Annotated in this window: 17 protein-coding genes; 6 read left to right on the forward strand and 11 right to left on the reverse strand. The window is 71.1% G+C overall.

The genetic code is table 11. From position 1 onward, the window contains the following. Positions 1-841: metallophosphoesterase (locus AAW13_RS22720; RefSeq protein ID WP_143145034.1), on the forward strand; the 841-nt coding region annotated here is incomplete at its 5' end. Positions 842-1,063: 222 nt separating this feature from the next. Further along, complete coding sequence (locus tag AAW13_RS22725) at positions 1,064-2,617, forward strand: ABC transporter substrate-binding protein (protein WP_046729760.1); 1,554 nt, start codon at positions 1,064-1,066, stop codon at positions 2,615-2,617. A gap of 31 nt (positions 2,618-2,648) precedes the next feature. On the opposite strand, the gene AAW13_RS22730 is transcribed toward AAW13_RS22725, so the two are convergent. Continuing rightward, positions 2,649-4,082, reverse strand: a complete 1,434-nt coding sequence (locus tag AAW13_RS22730; protein ID WP_046729761.1) for a sensor histidine kinase — start codon at positions 4,080-4,082, stop codon at positions 2,649-2,651. After that, complete coding sequence (locus tag AAW13_RS22735) at positions 4,079-4,768, reverse strand: response regulator transcription factor (RefSeq protein WP_046729762.1); 690 nt, start codon at positions 4,766-4,768, stop codon at positions 4,079-4,081. Before AAW13_RS22735 ends, AAW13_RS22730 begins: the two co-directional genes overlap by 4 nt. Before the next feature lie 175 nt (positions 4,769-4,943). Here AAW13_RS22735 and AAW13_RS22740 point away from each other — a divergent pair, with 175 nt between their 5' ends. Then, positions 4,944-7,355: an MMPL family transporter gene (locus AAW13_RS22740; protein WP_046729763.1), complete on the forward strand. Its 2,412-nt coding sequence runs from the start codon at positions 4,944-4,946 to the stop codon at positions 7,353-7,355. On the opposite strand, the gene AAW13_RS22745 is transcribed toward AAW13_RS22740, so the two are convergent. The 9 genes from AAW13_RS22745 to AAW13_RS22785 form a co-directional block, all read right to left on the reverse strand. Then, entirely contained in the window at positions 7,356-8,099 is a 744-nt protein-coding gene (locus tag AAW13_RS22745) for a TetR family transcriptional regulator (protein ID WP_046729764.1), read from the reverse strand. Positions 8,100-8,108: 9 nt separating this feature from the next. Next, positions 8,109-8,609, reverse strand: a complete 501-nt coding sequence (locus AAW13_RS22750) for a thiol-disulfide oxidoreductase DCC family protein (protein ID WP_240528697.1) — start codon at positions 8,607-8,609, stop codon at positions 8,109-8,111. Further along, entirely contained in the window at positions 8,606-9,013 is a 408-nt protein-coding gene (locus AAW13_RS22755) for a hypothetical protein (RefSeq protein ID WP_046729765.1), read from the reverse strand. The genes AAW13_RS22750 and AAW13_RS22755 overlap by 4 nt, the downstream gene beginning before the upstream one ends. A gap of 94 nt (positions 9,014-9,107) precedes the next feature. Continuing rightward, positions 9,108-9,518: a VOC family protein gene (locus AAW13_RS22760; protein WP_046729766.1), complete on the reverse strand. Its 411-nt coding sequence runs from the start codon at positions 9,516-9,518 to the stop codon at positions 9,108-9,110. 191 nt (positions 9,519-9,709) lie between these two features. Further along, a complete protein-coding gene (locus AAW13_RS22765) occupies positions 9,710-10,489 on the reverse strand; it encodes a succinate dehydrogenase iron-sulfur subunit (protein WP_046729767.1) in 780 nt (259 codons plus the stop codon). Then, complete coding sequence (gene sdhA, locus AAW13_RS22770; RefSeq protein ID WP_046729768.1) at positions 10,489-12,243, reverse strand: succinate dehydrogenase flavoprotein subunit; 1,755 nt, start codon at positions 12,241-12,243, stop codon at positions 10,489-10,491. The genes AAW13_RS22765 and sdhA overlap by 1 nt, the downstream gene beginning before the upstream one ends. A gap of 19 nt (positions 12,244-12,262) precedes the next feature. Continuing rightward, positions 12,263-12,745, reverse strand: a complete 483-nt coding sequence (locus AAW13_RS22775) for a succinate dehydrogenase hydrophobic membrane anchor subunit (protein WP_046729769.1) — start codon at positions 12,743-12,745, stop codon at positions 12,263-12,265. Positions 12,746-12,750: 5 nt separating this feature from the next. After that, positions 12,751-13,131: a succinate dehydrogenase, cytochrome b556 subunit gene (sdhC, locus tag AAW13_RS22780; protein WP_071659649.1), complete on the reverse strand. Its 381-nt coding sequence runs from the start codon at positions 13,129-13,131 to the stop codon at positions 12,751-12,753. 192 nt (positions 13,132-13,323) lie between these two features. Further along, positions 13,324-13,872, reverse strand: a complete 549-nt coding sequence (locus AAW13_RS22785; RefSeq protein WP_046729771.1) for a 2-oxo-4-hydroxy-4-carboxy-5-ureidoimidazoline decarboxylase — start codon at positions 13,870-13,872, stop codon at positions 13,324-13,326. Positions 13,873-14,027: 155 nt separating this feature from the next. Here AAW13_RS22785 and AAW13_RS22790 point away from each other — a divergent pair, with 155 nt between their 5' ends. The 3 genes from AAW13_RS22790 to AAW13_RS22800 all read left to right on the forward strand — a co-directional run bounded on the left by AAW13_RS22790 (position 14,028) and on the right by AAW13_RS22800 (position 17,296). Next, positions 14,028-15,677, forward strand: coding sequence for a beta-N-acetylhexosaminidase (locus AAW13_RS22790; protein WP_071659650.1), 1,650 nt, complete (start codon positions 14,028-14,030; stop codon positions 15,675-15,677). 130 nt (positions 15,678-15,807) lie between these two features. After that, complete coding sequence (locus tag AAW13_RS22795) at positions 15,808-16,572, forward strand: DUF4328 domain-containing protein (protein WP_052768562.1); 765 nt, start codon at positions 15,808-15,810, stop codon at positions 16,570-16,572. Between the two features lie 166 nt (positions 16,573-16,738). Beyond that, positions 16,739-17,296 carry a hypothetical protein gene (locus tag AAW13_RS22800; protein ID WP_046729773.1) on the forward strand — a complete coding sequence of 186 codons (558 nt, stop codon included), beginning with the start codon at positions 16,739-16,741 and terminating at the stop codon, positions 17,294-17,296. Positions 17,297-17,333 lie beyond the last annotated feature (37 nt).

Genomic DNA, 17,333 nt, shown 5'->3' on the forward strand with positions numbered 1-17,333 from the left:
GGCCCCCACACCCGCCCCCAGCCGCCGGCTCTTCGTCTCCCGGGTCGTGGGCGGCGCAGCCGCCACCGCCGCCACGGCCACCGTCGGGCTCGGCACCTACGGCGTCCTCCGCGGCCCCCGCGTGAAACGCGTCACCGTCCCCCTCGCCAAACTCCCGCGTGCCGCCCACGGTTACCGCATCGCCGTGGTCAGCGACATCCATCTCGGCCCCATCCTCGGCCGAGGCTTCGCGCAGCAGGTCGTCGACACCGTCAACGCCACCCAGCCCGACCTGATCGCGGTGGTCGGCGACCTCGTCGACGGCAGCGTGAAGGACCTCGGCCCGGCCGCCGCCCCCCTCGCCCAGCTGTCGGCACGGCACGGCGCGTACTTCGTCACCGGCAACCACGAGTACTTCTCCGGGGCCGCCCAGTGGGTCGAGGAGGTTCGCCGTCTGGGCCTGCACCCCCTGGAGAACGCCCGCACCGAACTGGCCCACTTCGACCTCGCCGGGGTGAACGACATCGCGGGCGAGAGCACCGGCCAGGGCCCCGACTTCGACCGTGCCCTCGCCGGCCGCGACCCGGCCCGCGCCTGCGTGCTCCTCGCCCATCAGCCCGTCCAGATCCACGAGGCCGTCCGCCACCACGTCGACCTCCAGCTCTCCGGCCACACCCACGGCGGCCAGCTCTGGCCGGGCAACTTCATCGCCGCGGCGGCCAACCCGACCGTCGCCGGTCTGGACCGCTACGGCGACACCCAGCTCTACGTCTCCCGGGGTGCCGGTGCCTGGGGTCCGCCGACCCGTGTGGGTGCCCCCTCGGACATCACGGTCATCGAACTCGCGTCCAAGCGGGCCTGACCGAGAACCGACCCCGCCGCACCCTCGCCGAGTCTGTGAAGACACTGTGAAATCCGGCGGAAACGAGCGCTCGGTAAGTTCTTCCTCATCTAGTCAGATCGCTCTTCCCCCACATGAAACACCTGTGATTAGGTGAGCCGCGTCACTTAGGGGAGTGGCGTTTGCGGAGGGCCCCGGCCGGGACGGGACGGGCCCGTGCGGGTCCTGGGGAGGGCACCAACCATGCGATCTGTTCGCATGCGGATTCTCGTCACGCTCGTCGTCCTGACGATCGTGGGGATCGGCGGCTGGCAGCTGCTGCCGGCGCAGGGGAACAAGAACAAGACGATCACCGTCGGCACGACGGACGCCGTCACCTCGCTCGATCCGGCCGGCGCCTACGACGCCGGGTCCTGGGCGCTGTACAACAACGTGTTCCAGACGCTGCTCACCTTCGAGCCCGGCGGTGTCCAGCCGGTCCCGGACGCGGCCCAGAGCTGCTCCTTCACGGACTCGACGCTCCGGACGTACCGCTGCGAGGTGCGCGACGGGATCACCTTCCCGAGCGGCCGGACCATGACCGCCGAGGACGTGAAGTACTCCTTCGACCGGGTCAAGAAGATCAACTCCGATGTCGGTCCGGCGTCCCTGTTCGCCACGCTCGGTTCGGTGACCACCGGCGGCAAGGACGTCACGTTCCACCTGTCGTCCCCGGACGCGACGTTCCCGTTCAAGCTGGCCACCGGCGCCGGCGCGATCGTCGACCGCGACAAGTACCCGGCCGACGGCCTGCGCACCGGCACGTCGGTGGACGGCACCGGCCCGTACACCCTGACCTCGTACACCAAGGACAAGCAGGCGGTCCTGCGGCCCAACGGCCACTACCAGGGCGCGCTGAGCACCGGACGCCCCATCGACCTGCGGTACTACCCGGACTCGGCCAAGCTCGCCGCCGCCTACAAGGCCAAGCGCGTCGACGTGGCGACCCGGACGCTGCCGCCGGCCATGGTCTCCAAGCTCTCGCCGAGCGACCCGGACCAGCGCGTCCTGGAGTCCGACAGCTCCGAGACCCGCAACCTGTACCTGAACACCCGCGACAAGTCGCCCCTGCACGACGTGCTGGTCCGCCGTGCCCTCGCCTGGCTGGTCAACCGCGAGCAGCTGGCCTCGACCGTGTACGACGGCACGGTGGAGCCGCTGTACTCGCTGATCCCGACCGGCCTCACCGGTCACACCACGTCGTTCTTCGACTCCTACCCGGAGCAGAGCGTCGCCAAGGCGAAGGCGCTCCTGGCACAGGCCGGCGTCAGCACCCCGGTCGAGTTCTCCTTCGGCTACGGCATCGGGCACGGCGCGGGGGCCGAGGAGGCCGCCGCCCTGAAGAAGCAGCTGGAGACGGGCGGCCTGTTCAAGGTGGACGTCAAGGGTTACGAGTGGACCGACTTCCAGAAGTCGTGGGCCGCGGGCAAGATGGACGCCTGGGCGGTCGGCTGGGTCGCCGACTACCCCGACCCGGACACCTTCGGCGCCTCCCTGGTCGGCAGCGACTCCGTGATGAGCACCGGCTACAGCAACAAGGCCGTGGACCATCTGCTGCTGAACAGCCAGCGGTACGCCGACCGCAGCCAGGCCGAGCAGGACTTCCGCAAGGTCCAGACGGACGTCGCCGACGACGTGCCGCTGATCCCGCTGTGGCAGCGCACGGACTACGTCCTCAGCAGCGAGGAAGTGGTCGGCGCCCAGTACCTCACGGACAGCACCGGCGTGTTCCGGCTGTGGAGTCTGGGCTGGCTCTGACGGGCCGCCCCGGGCCGGCCGCGCCCGGGGCTCAGTCCGACCGCAACGTGACCGTCACGGCCAGCCCTTCGCCGGGTGCCGTGCGCACGCACACCTCACCCCCGTGCGCCTCCACCACCCCCTGCACGATCGCCATCCCCAGCCCGCTGCCCTCGCCGCCCCCCACCCGGAAGAACCGGTCGAAGATGCGTGCCGCGTCCGCGTCCGCCAGCCCCGGCCCCTCGTCGGCGACGCACACCCGCACCGCTCCGTCCGCCCGCTCCACGCCCAGGCGCACGGCGGCGCCGACCGGCGTGTGGACCCGGACGTTGGCCAGCAGGTTCCCCAGCACCTGCCGCAGCCCTGACTCGTCGGCCCGTACCAGCACCGCCCCGTCGGCCGAGACGACCACCCGCCGCGCCGGCTGCTGGGCCCGCAGGTCCTCCGCCGCGTCCCGCACCAGGCGGCTCACGTCGACGTGCCGGAACCGGAGCTCCGGCCGCTGGTCGAGCCGGGCGAGCAGCAGCAGCTCGTCCACCAGCCGCCCCATCCGGTCCACCTCGCCGTGCATCCGGTCCCAGGCCCGCCGGCGCTCCCCCGGCTCGCTCAGCATCCCCTGGTCGTACAGCTGGAGATAGCCGCGGATGGCGGCGAGCGGGGTGCGCAGCTCGTGCGAGGCGTCGGCGACGAACCGGCGCAGCTGTGCCGCACTGTGCTCACGCGTCCGGTACGCCGTCTCCACCTGGTGCAGCATGGAGTTGAGGGCGAGCCGCAACTGCTCGACCTCCTGCGTCGGATGGTGGCTCGACGGCACCCGCCGGGTGAGGTCGCCCTCGGCGATCGCGGACGACGTCTCCACCATGTCCTCCAGCGGCAGCAGCCGTCGCCGCACGCTGTACATGGTCAGACAGCACAGCAGCGCGAGCAGCAGCGTGCCGACGGCGAAGTCGAGCCGGAGCGCCTTGGCTATGCCCTTGTGCAGCAGTTCGGTCGAGGTGGCCAGCAGGATGTAGGGGCCGTCGGCCAGCCGGGTCGCCGTCACCCGGTAGGCCGCGCCGTGCACGTCGACGTCGTGCGGGCCGGGCGCGGCGACCAGGGCGCGCGGGTCGGGCACGGCGGCCGCGAGCGCGCGCTGGGCCCCGGTCGGCTTCATGTCGAAGACGGTGAGGGGGTCGCCCTTGGTGTCGACTACGGTGAAGATCGAGTCCGGTGTCGGGTCGGACTCGGCCGGGGTGATCCGTTCGCGGACCACGCCGAGCGCGGTCAGCGAGTCGACCTGCCGCAGGGTGAGGCCCGAACTCCCCAGCGAGGTACGCGTCTTGAGCAGTTCGGAGTCCACCTGGTCGAGCAGGTACAGCCGCATGCCCATGATGCTCACGGTGGTCGCCACCACGATGCCGACGGCGAGCAGCCCGACGTTGGCCAGGGTCAGCTTGCCGCGCAGCGAGTGCACGCCGTGCCGGTGACGGCGGTCGCGCAGGCTCATGCCAGGCCGTATCCGACACCCCGCCGGGTGGTGATCACCGGCGGTCCCAGGGTGTCGAGCTTGCGGCGCAGATAGCTGATGTACGTCTCCACGACGGTCGAGTCCGAGGGCGCGTGCTCGTACTGCCAGACGTGCCTGAGCAGTTGCTCCTTGGGCACGATCCGGCCGCCGTTGCGCACCAGGAAGCGCAGCAGCGCGTACTCGGTGGGGGTCAGCTCGACCGTGCGGCCCGCGCGGTGCACCGAGTACGTCGTCTCGTCCAGTTCCAGGTCGCCGTAGCGCAGGGGCGGCCGCTGCTGGATGACGTCGGCCGGGCGGGTGCGGCGCAGCACCGCGCCGATCCGGGCGACGACCTCGTCGATGTTGAAGGGCTTGGTGATGTAGTCGTCGCCGTAGCCGAGGGCGCCGACTATCTCGGCCGGGGCGTCCCGCGCGGTCAGGAAGACGAGGGCCAGGTCGGGCCGGCGGACGCGTAGTTCGCGGGCCAGCGCCCGGCCGTCGCCGTCGGGCAGCATCACGTCGAGCAGGGCCGCGTCCGGGCGGGTGCGCTCGGCCAGCGCGAGGGCGCCCTGGACCGTGCCGGCCGTCATCACCTCGAACCGGTGGTAGCGCAGGGCGATGGCGAGGACGTCCGCGATGCTGGGCTCGTCCTCCACGATCAGCACGGTGCTGCCTGGAGCCGTCATGCCCCCAGTATCGGCGCCCCCGCCGCCGCCCGGGGGCGCGCAGCTTTGGAGTTCCTTGAGAGTCATGCGCGCCGCGTGTCCCGCCGGGCGGCCCGCTGCCGATCCTGTTGCCCAGGACCTGGGGGACCGACCGACCGAAGTGATTTACGACAAGGAGCTGTTGAGCGTGACGGCATTGGCACGGTGGTGCTATCGGCACCGGCTGGTGGTCCTGTTGCTGTGGGTGGGGGCGCTGCTGGGAGTGGGCTTCTCGGCCTCGGCGGCGGGCACGAACTACGCGAACGTCTTCTCCCTTCCCGACACGGACTCCAAGAGCGCGTACGACCTGATGCAGAAGGCCTTCCCGGAGACCTCCGGTGACACGGACACCGTGGTGTGGCGGGTCACCGACGGCTCGGTGAAGGACCCGGCGGTCCGGGACCGCGTCGGGCCCGCCCTGGACACGATCGCGAAGCTGCCCGGCGTGGGCGCGGTCACCAGCCCCTACGCCGGTCCGCAGGGCGCGGCGCAGATCAGCGGGGACGGCACGATCGCCTACGCCCAGCTCACCTTCACCAAGCGGGCCAACGAGATCCCCAAGGAGCAGATCCAGCAGGTCCTCGACACCGCCAAGGACGCCGAACGCAACGGCCTCCAGGTCGAGTTGGGCGGCCAGGCCGTGCAGCGCGTCCAGGAGCCGCCGCAGGGCCTGTCCGAGATGGTCGGCATCATCGCGGCCGCGGTCGTCCTCTTCCTCGCCTTCGGGTCGTTCTTCGCGATGACCCTGCCCATCGCGATCGCCGTCTTCGGCGTCGGCATGGGCCTGTTCTCCACCCAGTTGCTCAGCCACACCACCGACATCCCCGACATCGCCCCGCTGCTCGCCTCCCTGATCGGCCTCGGTGTCGGCATCGACTACGCCCTGTTCATCGTCACCCGGCACCGGCGCGGCATCCTGCGCGGCCTGGACCCGGAGGAGTCGGCGGTCACCGCCCTCAACACCTCGGGCCGGGCCGTGCTGTTCGCGGGCGGCACGGTGTGCATCGCGCTCGCCGGCATGCTGGTCACCCGGCTGCACTTCCTGGACGGCGTGGTCATCGGCACGTCCCTCACGGTCGTCCTCAGCGTCCTCGCGGCCACCACCCTGCTGCCGGCCCTGCTCGGTTTCCTCGGCCCGCGCGTCCTCAGCCGCCGCCAGCGCCGCCGGCTGGCCGCCGAGGGCCCCGAGCCGGAGCGGGCGAGCGGCCTGGCGGCCCGCTGGTCGGCGAACGTCGAGAAGCGCCCCCGCCGTATCGCGGCTCTGGCGCTCGTCGTGATGGCGGTGCTCGCCGTCCCCGTCCTCTCCCTCCGCCTCGGCGCCACCGACCAGGGCAACGACGACGCGTCCACGACCACCAGGAAGGCCTACGACCTGCTCGCCGAGGGCTTCGGCCCCGGCTTCAACGGCCCCCTCCAGGTGGTCAGCGTGGGCGGCGACACGGCACGGCTGGTCCAGGGCCTGGAGTCGACCCCGGGAGTCGCGCGGGTGGCCCAGCTGCCGCCCGCCAAGGGGGTGACGGTCATCCAGGTCGTCCCCACCACCTCTCCCCAGTCCAAGGAGACGGACGACCTGATCGACACCCTGCGCGACCGGGTGATCCCGAAGGCGGGCGCGCAGGCGCACGTCGGCGGGGTGACGGCGGTCTCCAAGGACTTCGCCTCGGTCACCGGCGACCGGCTGCCCCTCTTCGTCGCGACGATCATCGGGCTGGGCTTCCTGCTGCTCCTGGTCGCCTTCCGCTCCCTGGTCGTCCCGCTGACGGCGGCCGTGATGAACCTGATCGCGGCGGCGGCCTCCTTCGGCGTCCTGGTCGCGGTCTTCCAGTGGGGCTGGGGCCTGGACCTGCTGGGCCTCGGCAAGGAGGGCCCGATCAACGCGTTCCTCCCGGTCATCATGCTCTCCCTGCTCTTCGGCCTGTCGATGGACTACCAGGTGTTCCTGGTGAGCCGGATGCACGAGGAGTGGGTGCACACCAGGGACAACGCGCGGGCGGTGCGGGTCGGGCTGGCCGAGACCGGCCGGGTCATCAACTCCGCCGCCCTGATCATGGTCTGTGTCTTCCTGGCCTTCGTCCTCAGCGGCGACTCGGGCGCGGCCATGGCGGGCGTGGGCCTGGCGGCGGCGGTCGCGCTCGACGCCTTCATCCTCCGTACGGCCCTGGTGCCCGCGGCGATGCACCTGCTGGGCGCCGCCAACTGGTGGCTGCCGGGCTGGCTGGAGAAGCGGCTGCCGCACCTGGCCGTGGAGCCGGCGGAGGAGACCCCGGAGCCGGGGGAGCCGGCCGGCCCGGCCTCGGTGGTGCACGGTCTCGTCCGCACGCCGGACGGTGACCCGGTGGAGGGCGCGTCGGTGACGCTGACGTCCGGGGGCGGCCGTCGGCTGGACCACGTGTCGTCGCTGGCCGACGGCTCCTACATCGTCTCGGTCCCGGCCCCGGGCGCCTACCTGCTGGCGGTGACCGCACCGTCGTACGGCTCGGAGGCCCACCACGTGACGGTGGGCCAGGGGCCGCTCGTGTACGACGTGGAGCTGGCGGAGGACGGGGTGGACGCGGTCAACCGGAAGTGATCAGCCGTCCCGGCGCCCCTGGGCCGCCGGGTCCGGCAGCACCCGGGTCATCCCCGGCAGGAAGTCCGTGAACAGCTCGTGGACCTCCAGCACCAGCGGCCGCAGCACCCGGAACCGCGCGAGGGAGACGCCTCGCGCGGTCAGCCGGGCCCCCCGCTCGGCCAGCCGGTAGCTGCGCTCCCGGCCCTCTGTCCGGTCGAAGATCCAGTACAGGACCAGACCCATCTGCGAGAGCCACATCAACTCCGGCAGCACGTCCCGCAGTTCCGGAGCCACCTTGGTCCTCGCCCCGGCGAGCACCTCCCGGTGCACGCTGATCGCCTCCTCGCGGGCGTGCTCGCTCTCCGGGGAGAAGGGGCTGAGCGGGCTGTCGGGGTCGGCGGCGTTCTTGAAGAAGTGGACCGCGAACTCGTGGTACGGCAGGGCGATGTCCAGCCACACCTTGAGCACTCCCGAGAGCCTCGCCTCCAGGTCCGTCTCCCGGTCCAGGACCTCGCGGACCGCCGCCCGGTGCTCGGCGGCGAGCTGGTCGTAGAAGCCCTGGATCAGGTGTTCCTTGCCGGCGAAGTAGTAGTACGCGTTGCCGACCGAGACCCCCGCCTCCGTGGCGATGGCCCGCATCGTGGTCTTCTCGTAGCCCCGCTCCCGGAACAGCCGCATCGCCGTCTCCAGGATCAGCGCGCGGGTCTGCTCGGACTTGCTGGGGGCACCGGCCTCGACGGGACCGTCGTTCTTCGCGGACACGGACAGAGCCTAACCAGTCGCGCAGACGCCACCGGCACAGCCCGGAGGGTCGTATATCCACCCGATACCGGGTTCGTACACCCAGCCGTCCTGCCGCCGGAAGGGCCTGCCGTCGCCGCCACCCTGCCCGCCCCGCCACCAGGCGGCGGCGAGCACCGCCCCCCGTGCCAGTCTGGCCCCGGCCGGGGTGCTGAGCCGGTGGGCGAGCGGCCGGTGCTCCCGCAGCGCCCAGAGCACCACGATCCACGCGGCGGTGTCCCGGTAGACCTGCCCGGCGTCGCCGACCACGGTGACCTCGTCGAAGGTGGCGGAGTGGTCCAGCTCCGGGAAGCGGGCCCGGGCCTCGTCGGAACCCGCCGGCACCAGCTCCAGCGGCACCAGCTGCGGCTGCCGCGCGAGCCAGTCGCGCAGGTGGGTGCAGAGGGCGCACTCGGCGTCGTAGAGAACGGTGAGCCCGTGAACCGGGACGCGGACGGCGTCCCGGTTCCCCGTCGTCGGCACGGTGCTCACGCCCCGGCCGCCGGTGCCGTCCAGCCCTGCGGCGGGACGGGCGGGAGCTGTTCCTTCTCCATCATCCCGCGTCGGCGGATCCGGTTGAGCACGTACACGTTGCCGAGGTGCATCACGCCGAGCACCAGCAGCACCACCCCGAGCTTGGACGACAGGGCCTCGAAGATGCCGCGGGTGTCGTCGATGGTGTCACTGGTGTGCAGGTACAGCGCGACGAAGCCGAGGTTGACCAGGTAGAAGCCGACCACCAGCAGGTGGTTCACGGCGTCGGCGAGCTGCTCGTTCCCGTGCAGGACGTCGGAGAGGAAGATCCGCCCGTTGCGGCTGAGCGTGCGGGCCACCCACACGGTCAGGCCGATGCTGACGAGCAGGTAGATGACGTAGGCGATGACGGTACGGTCCATGCCCCACCCCTTCTTGAACGCGTTCAAAACGCTGACAGGGATGACTGTAGACCTGCTTTTGAACGTGTTCAACTCGATTGCGGAGTGACCCCGTTCACGCCCGCCGCGCGAGCGCCGGCCGCTTGCTGTAGTCGGTGAACCCGAGGACGTTCCCCCAGGGGTCGGCGATCTCCACGGTCCAGCCGGTGGCGACGGAGAACGGCTCGTCGAGGACCAGGATCCCGGCGTCCGTCAGCCGCCGGGCCGCGACCCGCGCGTCCGGCACCTCCAGCCACACCCGCGGCGCGGCCCACACCGGTGTGCGATGCCCCAGCCCCTCCTCGGCCCGCAGCAGGATCCCGGGCGTCTCGCCGCCGACCTTCAGCAGCGCGATCCCCCCTTCGTCGAACCGGAACCCGACCGTGAACCCGGCACGCTCGTAGAAGGCCACGGCATCGGCGAGACTCCCGACCGGAAGCAGCACGTTGTCGAACCCGAGCAGCTCGTACGACTCTTCATCTGACATACCGTCAGGCTAGATGCCCGACCCGACGACGCCGGCGGACCGGAACGACGGACGCCCCCCTCGTCACTCGTTGAGGCGAGGCACCGAAGCGGCCACCGGGAAACACCGCACGGAGGGTGCGGCGGATCCCACGAAAAAGGCCCCGCTCCTTGGGAGGAGGGGGCCCTGTTCGTGGTGGTGCGGCGGGGGAGTCAGAAGCGGCGCGTGATCAGCGCTCGCTTCACCTCCTGGATCGCCTTGGTGACCTCGATGCCGCGCGGGCAGGCGTCCGTGCAGTTGAAGGTCGTGCGGCAGCGCCACACGCCGTCACGGTCGTTCAGGATCTCCAGGCGCTGCTCGCCGGCCTCGTCACGCGAGTCGAAGATGAAGCGGTGCGCGTTGACGATGGCGGCCGGGCCGAAGTACTGGCCGTCGTTCCAGAAGACCGGGCACGAGGAGGTGCAGGCGGCGCAGAGGATGCACTTCGTGGTGTCGTCGAAGCGCTCGCGGTCCTCGGCGGACTGGAGACGCTCACGCGTGGGCTCGTTCGTGTCCTTCGTGATGAGGAAGGGCATGACGTCCCGGTACGCCTGGAAGAACGGCTCCATGTCCACGACCAGGTCCTTCAGGACCGTGAGGCCCTTGATGGGCTCGACCGTGATCGGCTTCTCGGGGTTGATGTCCTTGATCAGCGTCTTGCAGGCGAGACGGTTCTTGCCGTTGATCCGCATCGCGTCCGAACCGCAGATGCCGTGCGCGCAGGAACGGCGGAACGTCAGCGTGCCGTCGACGTCCCACTTGATCTTGTGGAGGCCGTCGAGGACGCGCTCCTTGGGGTCGATCTCCAGCTGGAAGTCTTCCCAGACGGCGTCCGCGGAGACCTCCGGGTTGAAGCGGCGGACCCGGAAGGTGACCGTGATGTAGGGGGAGTCGGCGAAGCCGGGCTCGGGCTGGCCGGCCGCGTCCGCCTTGTCCAGAACGGGGGTTGCCATCAGTACTTACGCTCCATCGGCTGGTAGCGGGTCTGCACGACCGGCTTGTAATCGAGACGGATGGACTCGGTGCCGTCGTCGCCCACCTCGCGGTACGCCATGGTGTGGCGCATGAAGTTGACGTCGTCGCGGTTCGGGTAGTCCTCGCGGTAGTGACCGCCGCGGGACTCCTTGCGGGCCAGCGCGGAGACCGCCATGACCTCGGCGAGGTCCAGCAGGTTGCCGAGCTCGATCGCTTCCAGCAGGTCGGTGTTGAACCGCTTGCCCTTGTCCTGGATCGAGACGTTCTTGTAGCGCTCGCGCAGCTCCGCGATCTTCTCGACCGCCGTCTTGATCGTCTGCTCGGTGCGGAACACCATGACGTTGGCGTCCATGGTCTCCTGAAGCTCCCTGCGGAGCGTGGCGACCCGCTCGTTGCCCGTCGAGGAGCGCAGCTGCTCGATCTGGGCGACCACGAACTCGGCCGGGTTCTCCGGGAGTTCCACGTACTCGTGGCCGTGTGCGTACTCGGCGGCCGCGATGCCCGCCCGGCGGCCGAACACGTTGATGTCCAGGAGCGAGTTGGTGCCGAGACGGTTGGCGCCGTGCACCGACACGCAGGCGACCTCGCCCGCCGCGTACAGGCCCGGGACGACGGTGGTGTTGTCGATGAGGACCTCACCCTCGACGTTCGTCGGGATGCCGCCCATCGCGTAGTGCGCGGTGGGCTGGATCGGGATCGGGTCCGTGTACGGCTCGATGCCGAGGTACGTGCGCGCGAACTCGGTGATGTCCGGGAGCTTCGCGTCCAGCTGCTCCGGCGGGAGGTGGGTGAGGTCGAGGTAGACGTGGTCGCCCTCGGGACCGCAGCCGCGGCCCTCCCGGATCTCCGTGTAGATGGAGCGGGACACGACGTCACGGGACGCGAGGTCCTTCATGACCGGCGCGTACTTCTCCATGAAGCGCTCGCCGTCCTTGTTGCGGAGGATGCCGCCCTCACCGCGGGCGCCCTCCGTCAGCAGGATGCCCATGCGCCAGATGCCGGTCGGGTGGAACTGGAAGAACTCCATGTCCTCCAGCGGCAGCCCGCGGCGGTACACAGCGGCCTGGCCGTCACCGGTCAGCGTGTGCGCGTTCGACGTCACCTTGAAGAACTTGCCGGTGCCGCCGGAGGCGTAGATGACGGCCTTCGCCTGGAAGACGTGGATCTCGCCGGTCGCCAGCTCGTAGGCCACCACACCGGAGGACTTCCGGACGCCGTCGACCTCGGTGATCAGCTGGTCCAGGACGTAGAACTCGTTGAAGAACTCCACGCCCTCCTTGACGCAGTTCTGGTACAGCGTCTGGAGGATCATGTGGCCGGTGCGGTCGGCCGCGTAGCAGGACCGGCGGACCGGCGCCTCGCCGTGGTTGCGGCTGTGACCGCCGAAGCGGCGCTGGTCGATCGTCCCGTTGGGCGTCCGGTTGAACGGCAGGCCCATCTTCTCCAGGTCGAGGACGGCGTCGATGGCCTCCTTCGCCAGGATCTCGGCGGCGTCCTGGTCGACCAGGTAGTCACCGCCCTTGACCGTGTCGAAGGTGTGCCACTCCCAGTTGTCCTCCTCCACGTTGGCGAGCGCGGCGGCCATACCGCCCTGCGCGGCGCCCGTGTGGGAGCGGGTGGGGTAGAGCTTGGTCAGCACCGCGGTGCGGCTGCGCTTCGTGGACTCGATGGCCGCGCGCATGCCCGCGCCACCGGCGCCGACGATGACGGTGTCGTACTTGTGGATCTTCATGATTCTCGCAGCCCCGTGCCTAGCGGATGTTCGGGTCGAAAGTGAAGATCACCAGCGAGCCCAGCAGGATGGTGAACACCGTGGCCGTGTAGAGCAGGCCCTTCAGCCACAGCCGGGTGTTCGCGCGCTCCGCGTAGTCGTTGATGATCGTGCGCAGACCGTTGGCTCCGTGCAGCATCGCGAGCCACAGCATGAGGAGGTCCCAGACCTGCCAGAACGGGCTCGCCCAGCGGCCGGCCACGAACGCGAAGCCGATCTTCGACACGCCGCCGTCCAGCACCAGCTGGATCAGCAGGTGGCCGAGGACCAGCACGACCAGCACGACGCCGGACAGGCGCATGAACAGCCAGGCGGCCATCTCGAAGTTGCCGCGGGTGGAGCGCGGGGTCTTCTTGGTGCGCTTGCGCGGGGCCTCGATGAGGGGGGCCGGGTTGTCGACGTCGAAGAGGGGGGCGCCCTCGACGGGGCCGACGCCGGCTGCGGGGGATTCAGTGGTCGACATCTGCGTCAGCTCCCGAACAGGACACGAGCGGCGTGGCCGAGAACGGGGTAAACGGCCCCGGCCATCAGGACGACCCAGACACCGACGACCGTCCAGAGCATCTGCTTCTGGTAGCGCGGGCCCTTCGACCAGAAGTCGACGGCGATGACGCGCAGGCCGTTGAGGGCGTGGAAGAGGATGGCGGCCACGAGGCCGTACTCCAGCAGTGCGACGATCGGCGTCTTGTACGTGGCTACGACCTTGTCGTAGTCCTCGGGGGAGACGCGGACGAGAGCGGTGTCCAGCACGTGAACGAACAGGAAGAAGAAAATGAGGACGCCGGTGACTCGGTGAGCCACCCAGGACCACATTCCTTCCCGGCCGCGGTACAGCGTTCCAGCCGGCACGGAAGTCCCTCCGGGAGCGGGGTATCGGGGCCGCGCCGGCTTGTGGGTGTCGGTCGGGCCCGGCCGGGTACGGTCCACCGGCCCCCAGCATCGTAGCGAGGCGCTCGCGCTGGGCTTACGCCGGGCCTACCGGTGTGATCAAAGTGGCACGCGGATGGGTTAGCCGGGCGGCATCCGGGGTGGGTTGTGCCGTTATGCGCCGGGTGCGGGTTGTGGGTGGCTGGTCGCGCAGTTTCCCGCGCCCCTGAGTTTCGCAAGCAGGCGCCCCGCCGCAAGGCGCCGGAGCTGCTCGACGGACGTCACCCGCTCGTCCTCGGGGTCGTTCTTCGAACGGGCGTAGATGCCCGCCAGGACGCAGTCCAAGCGCTCCTCGGGCGGAGTGCCGCCCAGGTAGATGACGAACACGTGTCCGAATTTGGCTTCGTAAGCCGCGTGGGCCGCGGTCAGGGCCGTGGTGGCCGCCGAGTAGGTGTCCTCGGGGAGGTCCGGCAGGGATTCGGCGGCCAGGGCTTCCGTGATGTCCGTGGGGGACAGGTCGTACGTCGCCTCGTCCGCCGCGGCCAGCAGGGAGTCCACGTCCGGGTACGGGCGGTGCTCGGTGATGCGGCGGGCCCAGCGCAGGCTGTGCAGGCAGTGCAGGAGCAGGGCGCCGGCCTCGTCGGCAGGGGCGGCGTTGAAGGCGTCCAGCGGGGAAGGGAGACGGGACGGGCGATGGGCGGGCAGCGTGGGTCCTCGCGTCACGAGCGATGTGGCAGGGGATGCTGTGGGACAAGTGTCGTTGACGTTATCGAGGACGTTCACGATGTGTCGGTTGGTTGCTGCAATTTCACCCGGACGGGAGAGTTTCGGAGCGGGTGGATGACGATCGTGCGGTCGCCGCGTCGTAAGTTGTCACAGTGAGCCAGCACAGGCGCAGGCCCTCGACACGACAGGTCGCGCGGAGGCGCGCGGTGGTAGCCGCGGCCTTCGTGGGAACCGTCGCGCTCGGCACGGGTATCGGGGTGTGGGCCGCCTCCGGTGGCGGTGGCGGCAACGGCGGCGAGGCCGCGGGATCGGCCCGGCAGCCGTCCGGCGGCGAGCGGACCGCGAGCCCCACCCCCACGCCGACCCGCAGCTATCCCCTCTCCAAGGCACCGCTCACCATCCCGGCCGTGCGGTCCCACACGGCCGCCCGCGGGCCCGGCTGGCGTCCCGAGAAGGGCTACCGGGTCGTGGTGAGCGACCCGGCGCTGGTCGACGAGGGGCGGCTGATAGCGGGCGAGCTCGGACTGTCGTACGCCGGCCGCAAGGGTGCGGACGAGGACGTCCGGACCGGTGACCTGCGGCTGGACCTCGGCGGGACGGGGGACCCGGAGTCGTACACCATGACCGTGCGCGGCGGGTCGGTGCGGATCAGCGGGCCCGGTGACGCCGGCGTGTTCTACGGGACCCGGACGCTGAAGCAGGAGGTGCACGGCAGCGGCACGGCACCCGAGGGGGTCGTACGGGACCGGCCGGCCAAGCCGCAGCGCGGGTTCATGCTGGACATCGCGCGCAAGCCGTTCTCCGCCGGGTGGATCGAGGCCCGGATAAGAGAGCTGGGCGACCTGAAGTACAACCAGCTGGGGCTGCACTTCTCCGACGACCAGGGCTTCCGCATCGAGTCCGGCACCCATCCCGAGATCGTCTCCCGGGACCACCTGACCAAGGCCCAGGTCAGGCGGATCGTCGCGCTCGCGGCCGGCCGGCACATCGAGGTCGTGCCCGAGATCGACTCGCCGGGACACCTCGGCGCCGTCCTCGCCGCCCACCCCGACCTCCAGCTGCGCAACGCGCGGGGCATCGCCACCAGGGGCGCCATCGACATCTCCAAGCCGGCCTCCGCCAAGATCGTCGACGATCTGCTGGGCGAGTACGCCGACCTCTTCCCCGGCACCTGGTGGAACCTCGGCGGCGACGAGTACCAGGCCCTGACCGTCGCCGACCCGCAGGCCTCCTACCCGCAGCTCGCGGCCGCCGCCCGGCAGGCCTACGGCGCCTCGGGCACCGTCGCCGACCTCACCACCGGCTGGCTCAACGCCCGCGCCGACACCGTCCGCGCCCACGGCCGCACCCTGCGGGCCTGGAACGACGGCTTCTTCCGCCACACCTCCGTGCAGCCGGCCAAGGACCTCCAGGTCGGCTACTGGACCGGCAAGGAGATCGGCGCCCGGCAGCCGGCCGAGTACCTGAGCGCCGGCCGCAAGGTGCTCAACTACAACGACGAGTACCTCTACTACGTGCTCGGCGAGCCCAACACCTTCGTCTACCCGACCGGACAGCGGATCTACGAGCAGTGGACCCCGCGCGTGCTGCGCGGCACCTCCGCCGTGCCCGCGGCCTACGACTCCCAGATCCTCGGCGGCACCTTCGCGGTCTGGTGCGACCTCGCGAACTCCCAGACCCAGGACCAGGTCGCCGCCGGCATCCGGATGCCGCTGCGGGCCACCGTCCAGAAGCTCTGGGATCCGGGCACCCCGGTGATGTCCTGGACCGACTTCAAGGGCCTCGCGAACAGGCTGGGCTGATCCGGGCGGCTGCGGGGCCGCCGACGCGGGCGGCCCCGAGGGTGGACGTACGTCACTCACGGGCCGTATGTTCCGCTTCCGCGCGCGGACCAGGGGAGGGCCGCGCGCCCGACGCCCCGGGGGGACCGTCTTGATCTGCGCCCGCTGTCATCACTTCGCCGCCGCGCCCGGCGCCGCGCTGTGCCACCGCTGCCTCGGCGAATCGCCGGATCCCCGGGCGGTGTTCGGCGGCTCGCCGGGGCTCTGGCTGCGCTCGCCGGTCGGCCTCGGCCGGGCCGCCGCCGCACTGCTCGGCGTGGTCGTCGCCACCGACCTGTTCGCCCTCGGGGCCGGCTTCCTCCGGTACGACGCCACGGGCGACCTCGCGGCCGGCGCCACCGGAGCCGAGGTGTTCGACCGTGCCGACCGCGCCGACGCGCTCTACGCCCTCGCGGCCTCCGCGCAGGCCGTGACGACGGTCGCCTGCGTGATCGTGTACCTGTGCTGGTTCCACCGGGTGCGGGCCAACGCCCAGGTGTTCGACCCGCTCGGACACAGCCTCAAGCCGGGCTGGGCGGTCGGCGGTTGGTTCGTGCCGCTGGTGAACCTGTGGTTCCCGCGCCGGATCACCTGCGAGATCTGGGACGCCAGCGCCCCGTGGGGCACGACCCGTTCGCATGCGCTGATCAACGCCTGGTGGACGACGTGGCTGGGCTCCCTGCTCATCGGACGGCTGGCGCGGAGCGACCGCGGTGACGCCGAGGGAGCGGCCTGGGCCCACGCGGACGCCGGGGAGATGCTCGTCTCGGACACCTTCGACATCGCCGCCGCCGTCCTGGCGATCCTCCTCGTGGTCCGGCTGACCCGGATGCAGCACGAGAAGGCGACGGCGGGCACCGCCCCGGCCGCGTTCTGATCCGCCCCGGCCGTAGGCCCTGTTGGCTGAAAACCCTTTCCTGAGGTTCCCTGGTCCGCCGGGCCGGATGCCGCTGTGACACTCCCGGTCCCTCGCACGCAGTTAGGGGAAGTGCGGGCTCCGTATAGGTCGGCGCCTTGGTATGTACCGTTGTGGGAGGCGTGGGATGAGCCTGGTGGAGCTGATCGCGCAGGCCGATGAACGCGGACTGGCCGCCGCCGGGTTGGCCTGTTTGGATCGGTGCGTGCCGCTGCTCGGCGGGGACGACCTGGTGCTGCGCCCCCTGTGGGCGAGCCTCGCCGACGGCTCCGACTGGAGCGAGGGACTGGAGAAGGCGCGCGGCTCCCTCGCCGGCGGGCCGGGGACCGGCGCCGGTGCTGACGGGGCCGAGGCGCTGGCGCGCCGGATGCTCGACGCCGCGCCCGCCTCGCAGGAGGCCGACGGCATCCGGCTGTGGGCCGACGGGTGCTCCGTGGCCTCGCTCCAGATCCACCGGCTCCTCGACCCCGCGGCGGACCCGGCCCCCTCGGTCGACGCCCGCCGCGAGGGCGGCACCGAGGGCATGTCACCGTTGGTCGCCGCCGAACTGCGCCGGCAGGTCACGGTGCTCGAACTGCTCGCCGGGCACGGCGCGGCCGGGCTGCGGCGGGCGCTGGACGTGTCCACGGAGGGCCGCCGGGTGCTGCGCGCGGTGGTCTCCCGGCGGGCCCGCGGACTCGGCTGAGCCCGGGGAACTGTGTGCGCGGTGCGGTGGAGCTGCG

Origin of the sequence: Streptomyces humi (genome assembly GCF_001005085.2) — a bacterium.
Classification (GTDB): domain Bacteria; phylum Actinomycetota; class Actinomycetes; order Streptomycetales; family Streptomycetaceae; genus Streptomyces; species Streptomyces humi.

Excerpts from the sequence above, each read along its gene's own strand:
- AAW13_RS22725 (WP_046729760.1), top strand. The coding sequence starts at position 1,064 with ATGCGATCTGTTCGCATGCGGATTCTCGTCACGCTCGTCGTCCTGACG.
- AAW13_RS22730 (WP_046729761.1), bottom strand. The coding sequence starts at position 4,082 with ATGAGCCTGCGCGACCGCCGTCACCGGCACGGCGTGCACTCGCTGCGC.
- AAW13_RS22735 (WP_046729762.1), bottom strand. The coding sequence starts at position 4,768 with ATGACGGCTCCAGGCAGCACCGTGCTGATCGTGGAGGACGAGCCCAGC.
- AAW13_RS22755 (WP_046729765.1), bottom strand. The coding sequence starts at position 9,013 with ATGGACCGTACCGTCATCGCCTACGTCATCTACCTGCTCGTCAGCATC.
- AAW13_RS22760 (WP_046729766.1), bottom strand. The coding sequence starts at position 9,518 with ATGTCAGATGAAGAGTCGTACGAGCTGCTCGGGTTCGACAACGTGCTG.
- AAW13_RS22765 (WP_046729767.1), bottom strand. The coding sequence starts at position 10,489 with ATGGCAACCCCCGTTCTGGACAAGGCGGACGCGGCCGGCCAGCCCGAG.
- sdhA (WP_046729768.1), bottom strand. The coding sequence starts at position 12,243 with ATGAAGATCCACAAGTACGACACCGTCATCGTCGGCGCCGGTGGCGCG.
- AAW13_RS22775 (WP_046729769.1), bottom strand. The coding sequence starts at position 12,745 with ATGTCGACCACTGAATCCCCCGCAGCCGGCGTCGGCCCCGTCGAGGGC.
- AAW13_RS22800 (WP_046729773.1), top strand. The coding sequence starts at position 16,739 with ATGAGCCTGGTGGAGCTGATCGCGCAGGCCGATGAACGCGGACTGGCC.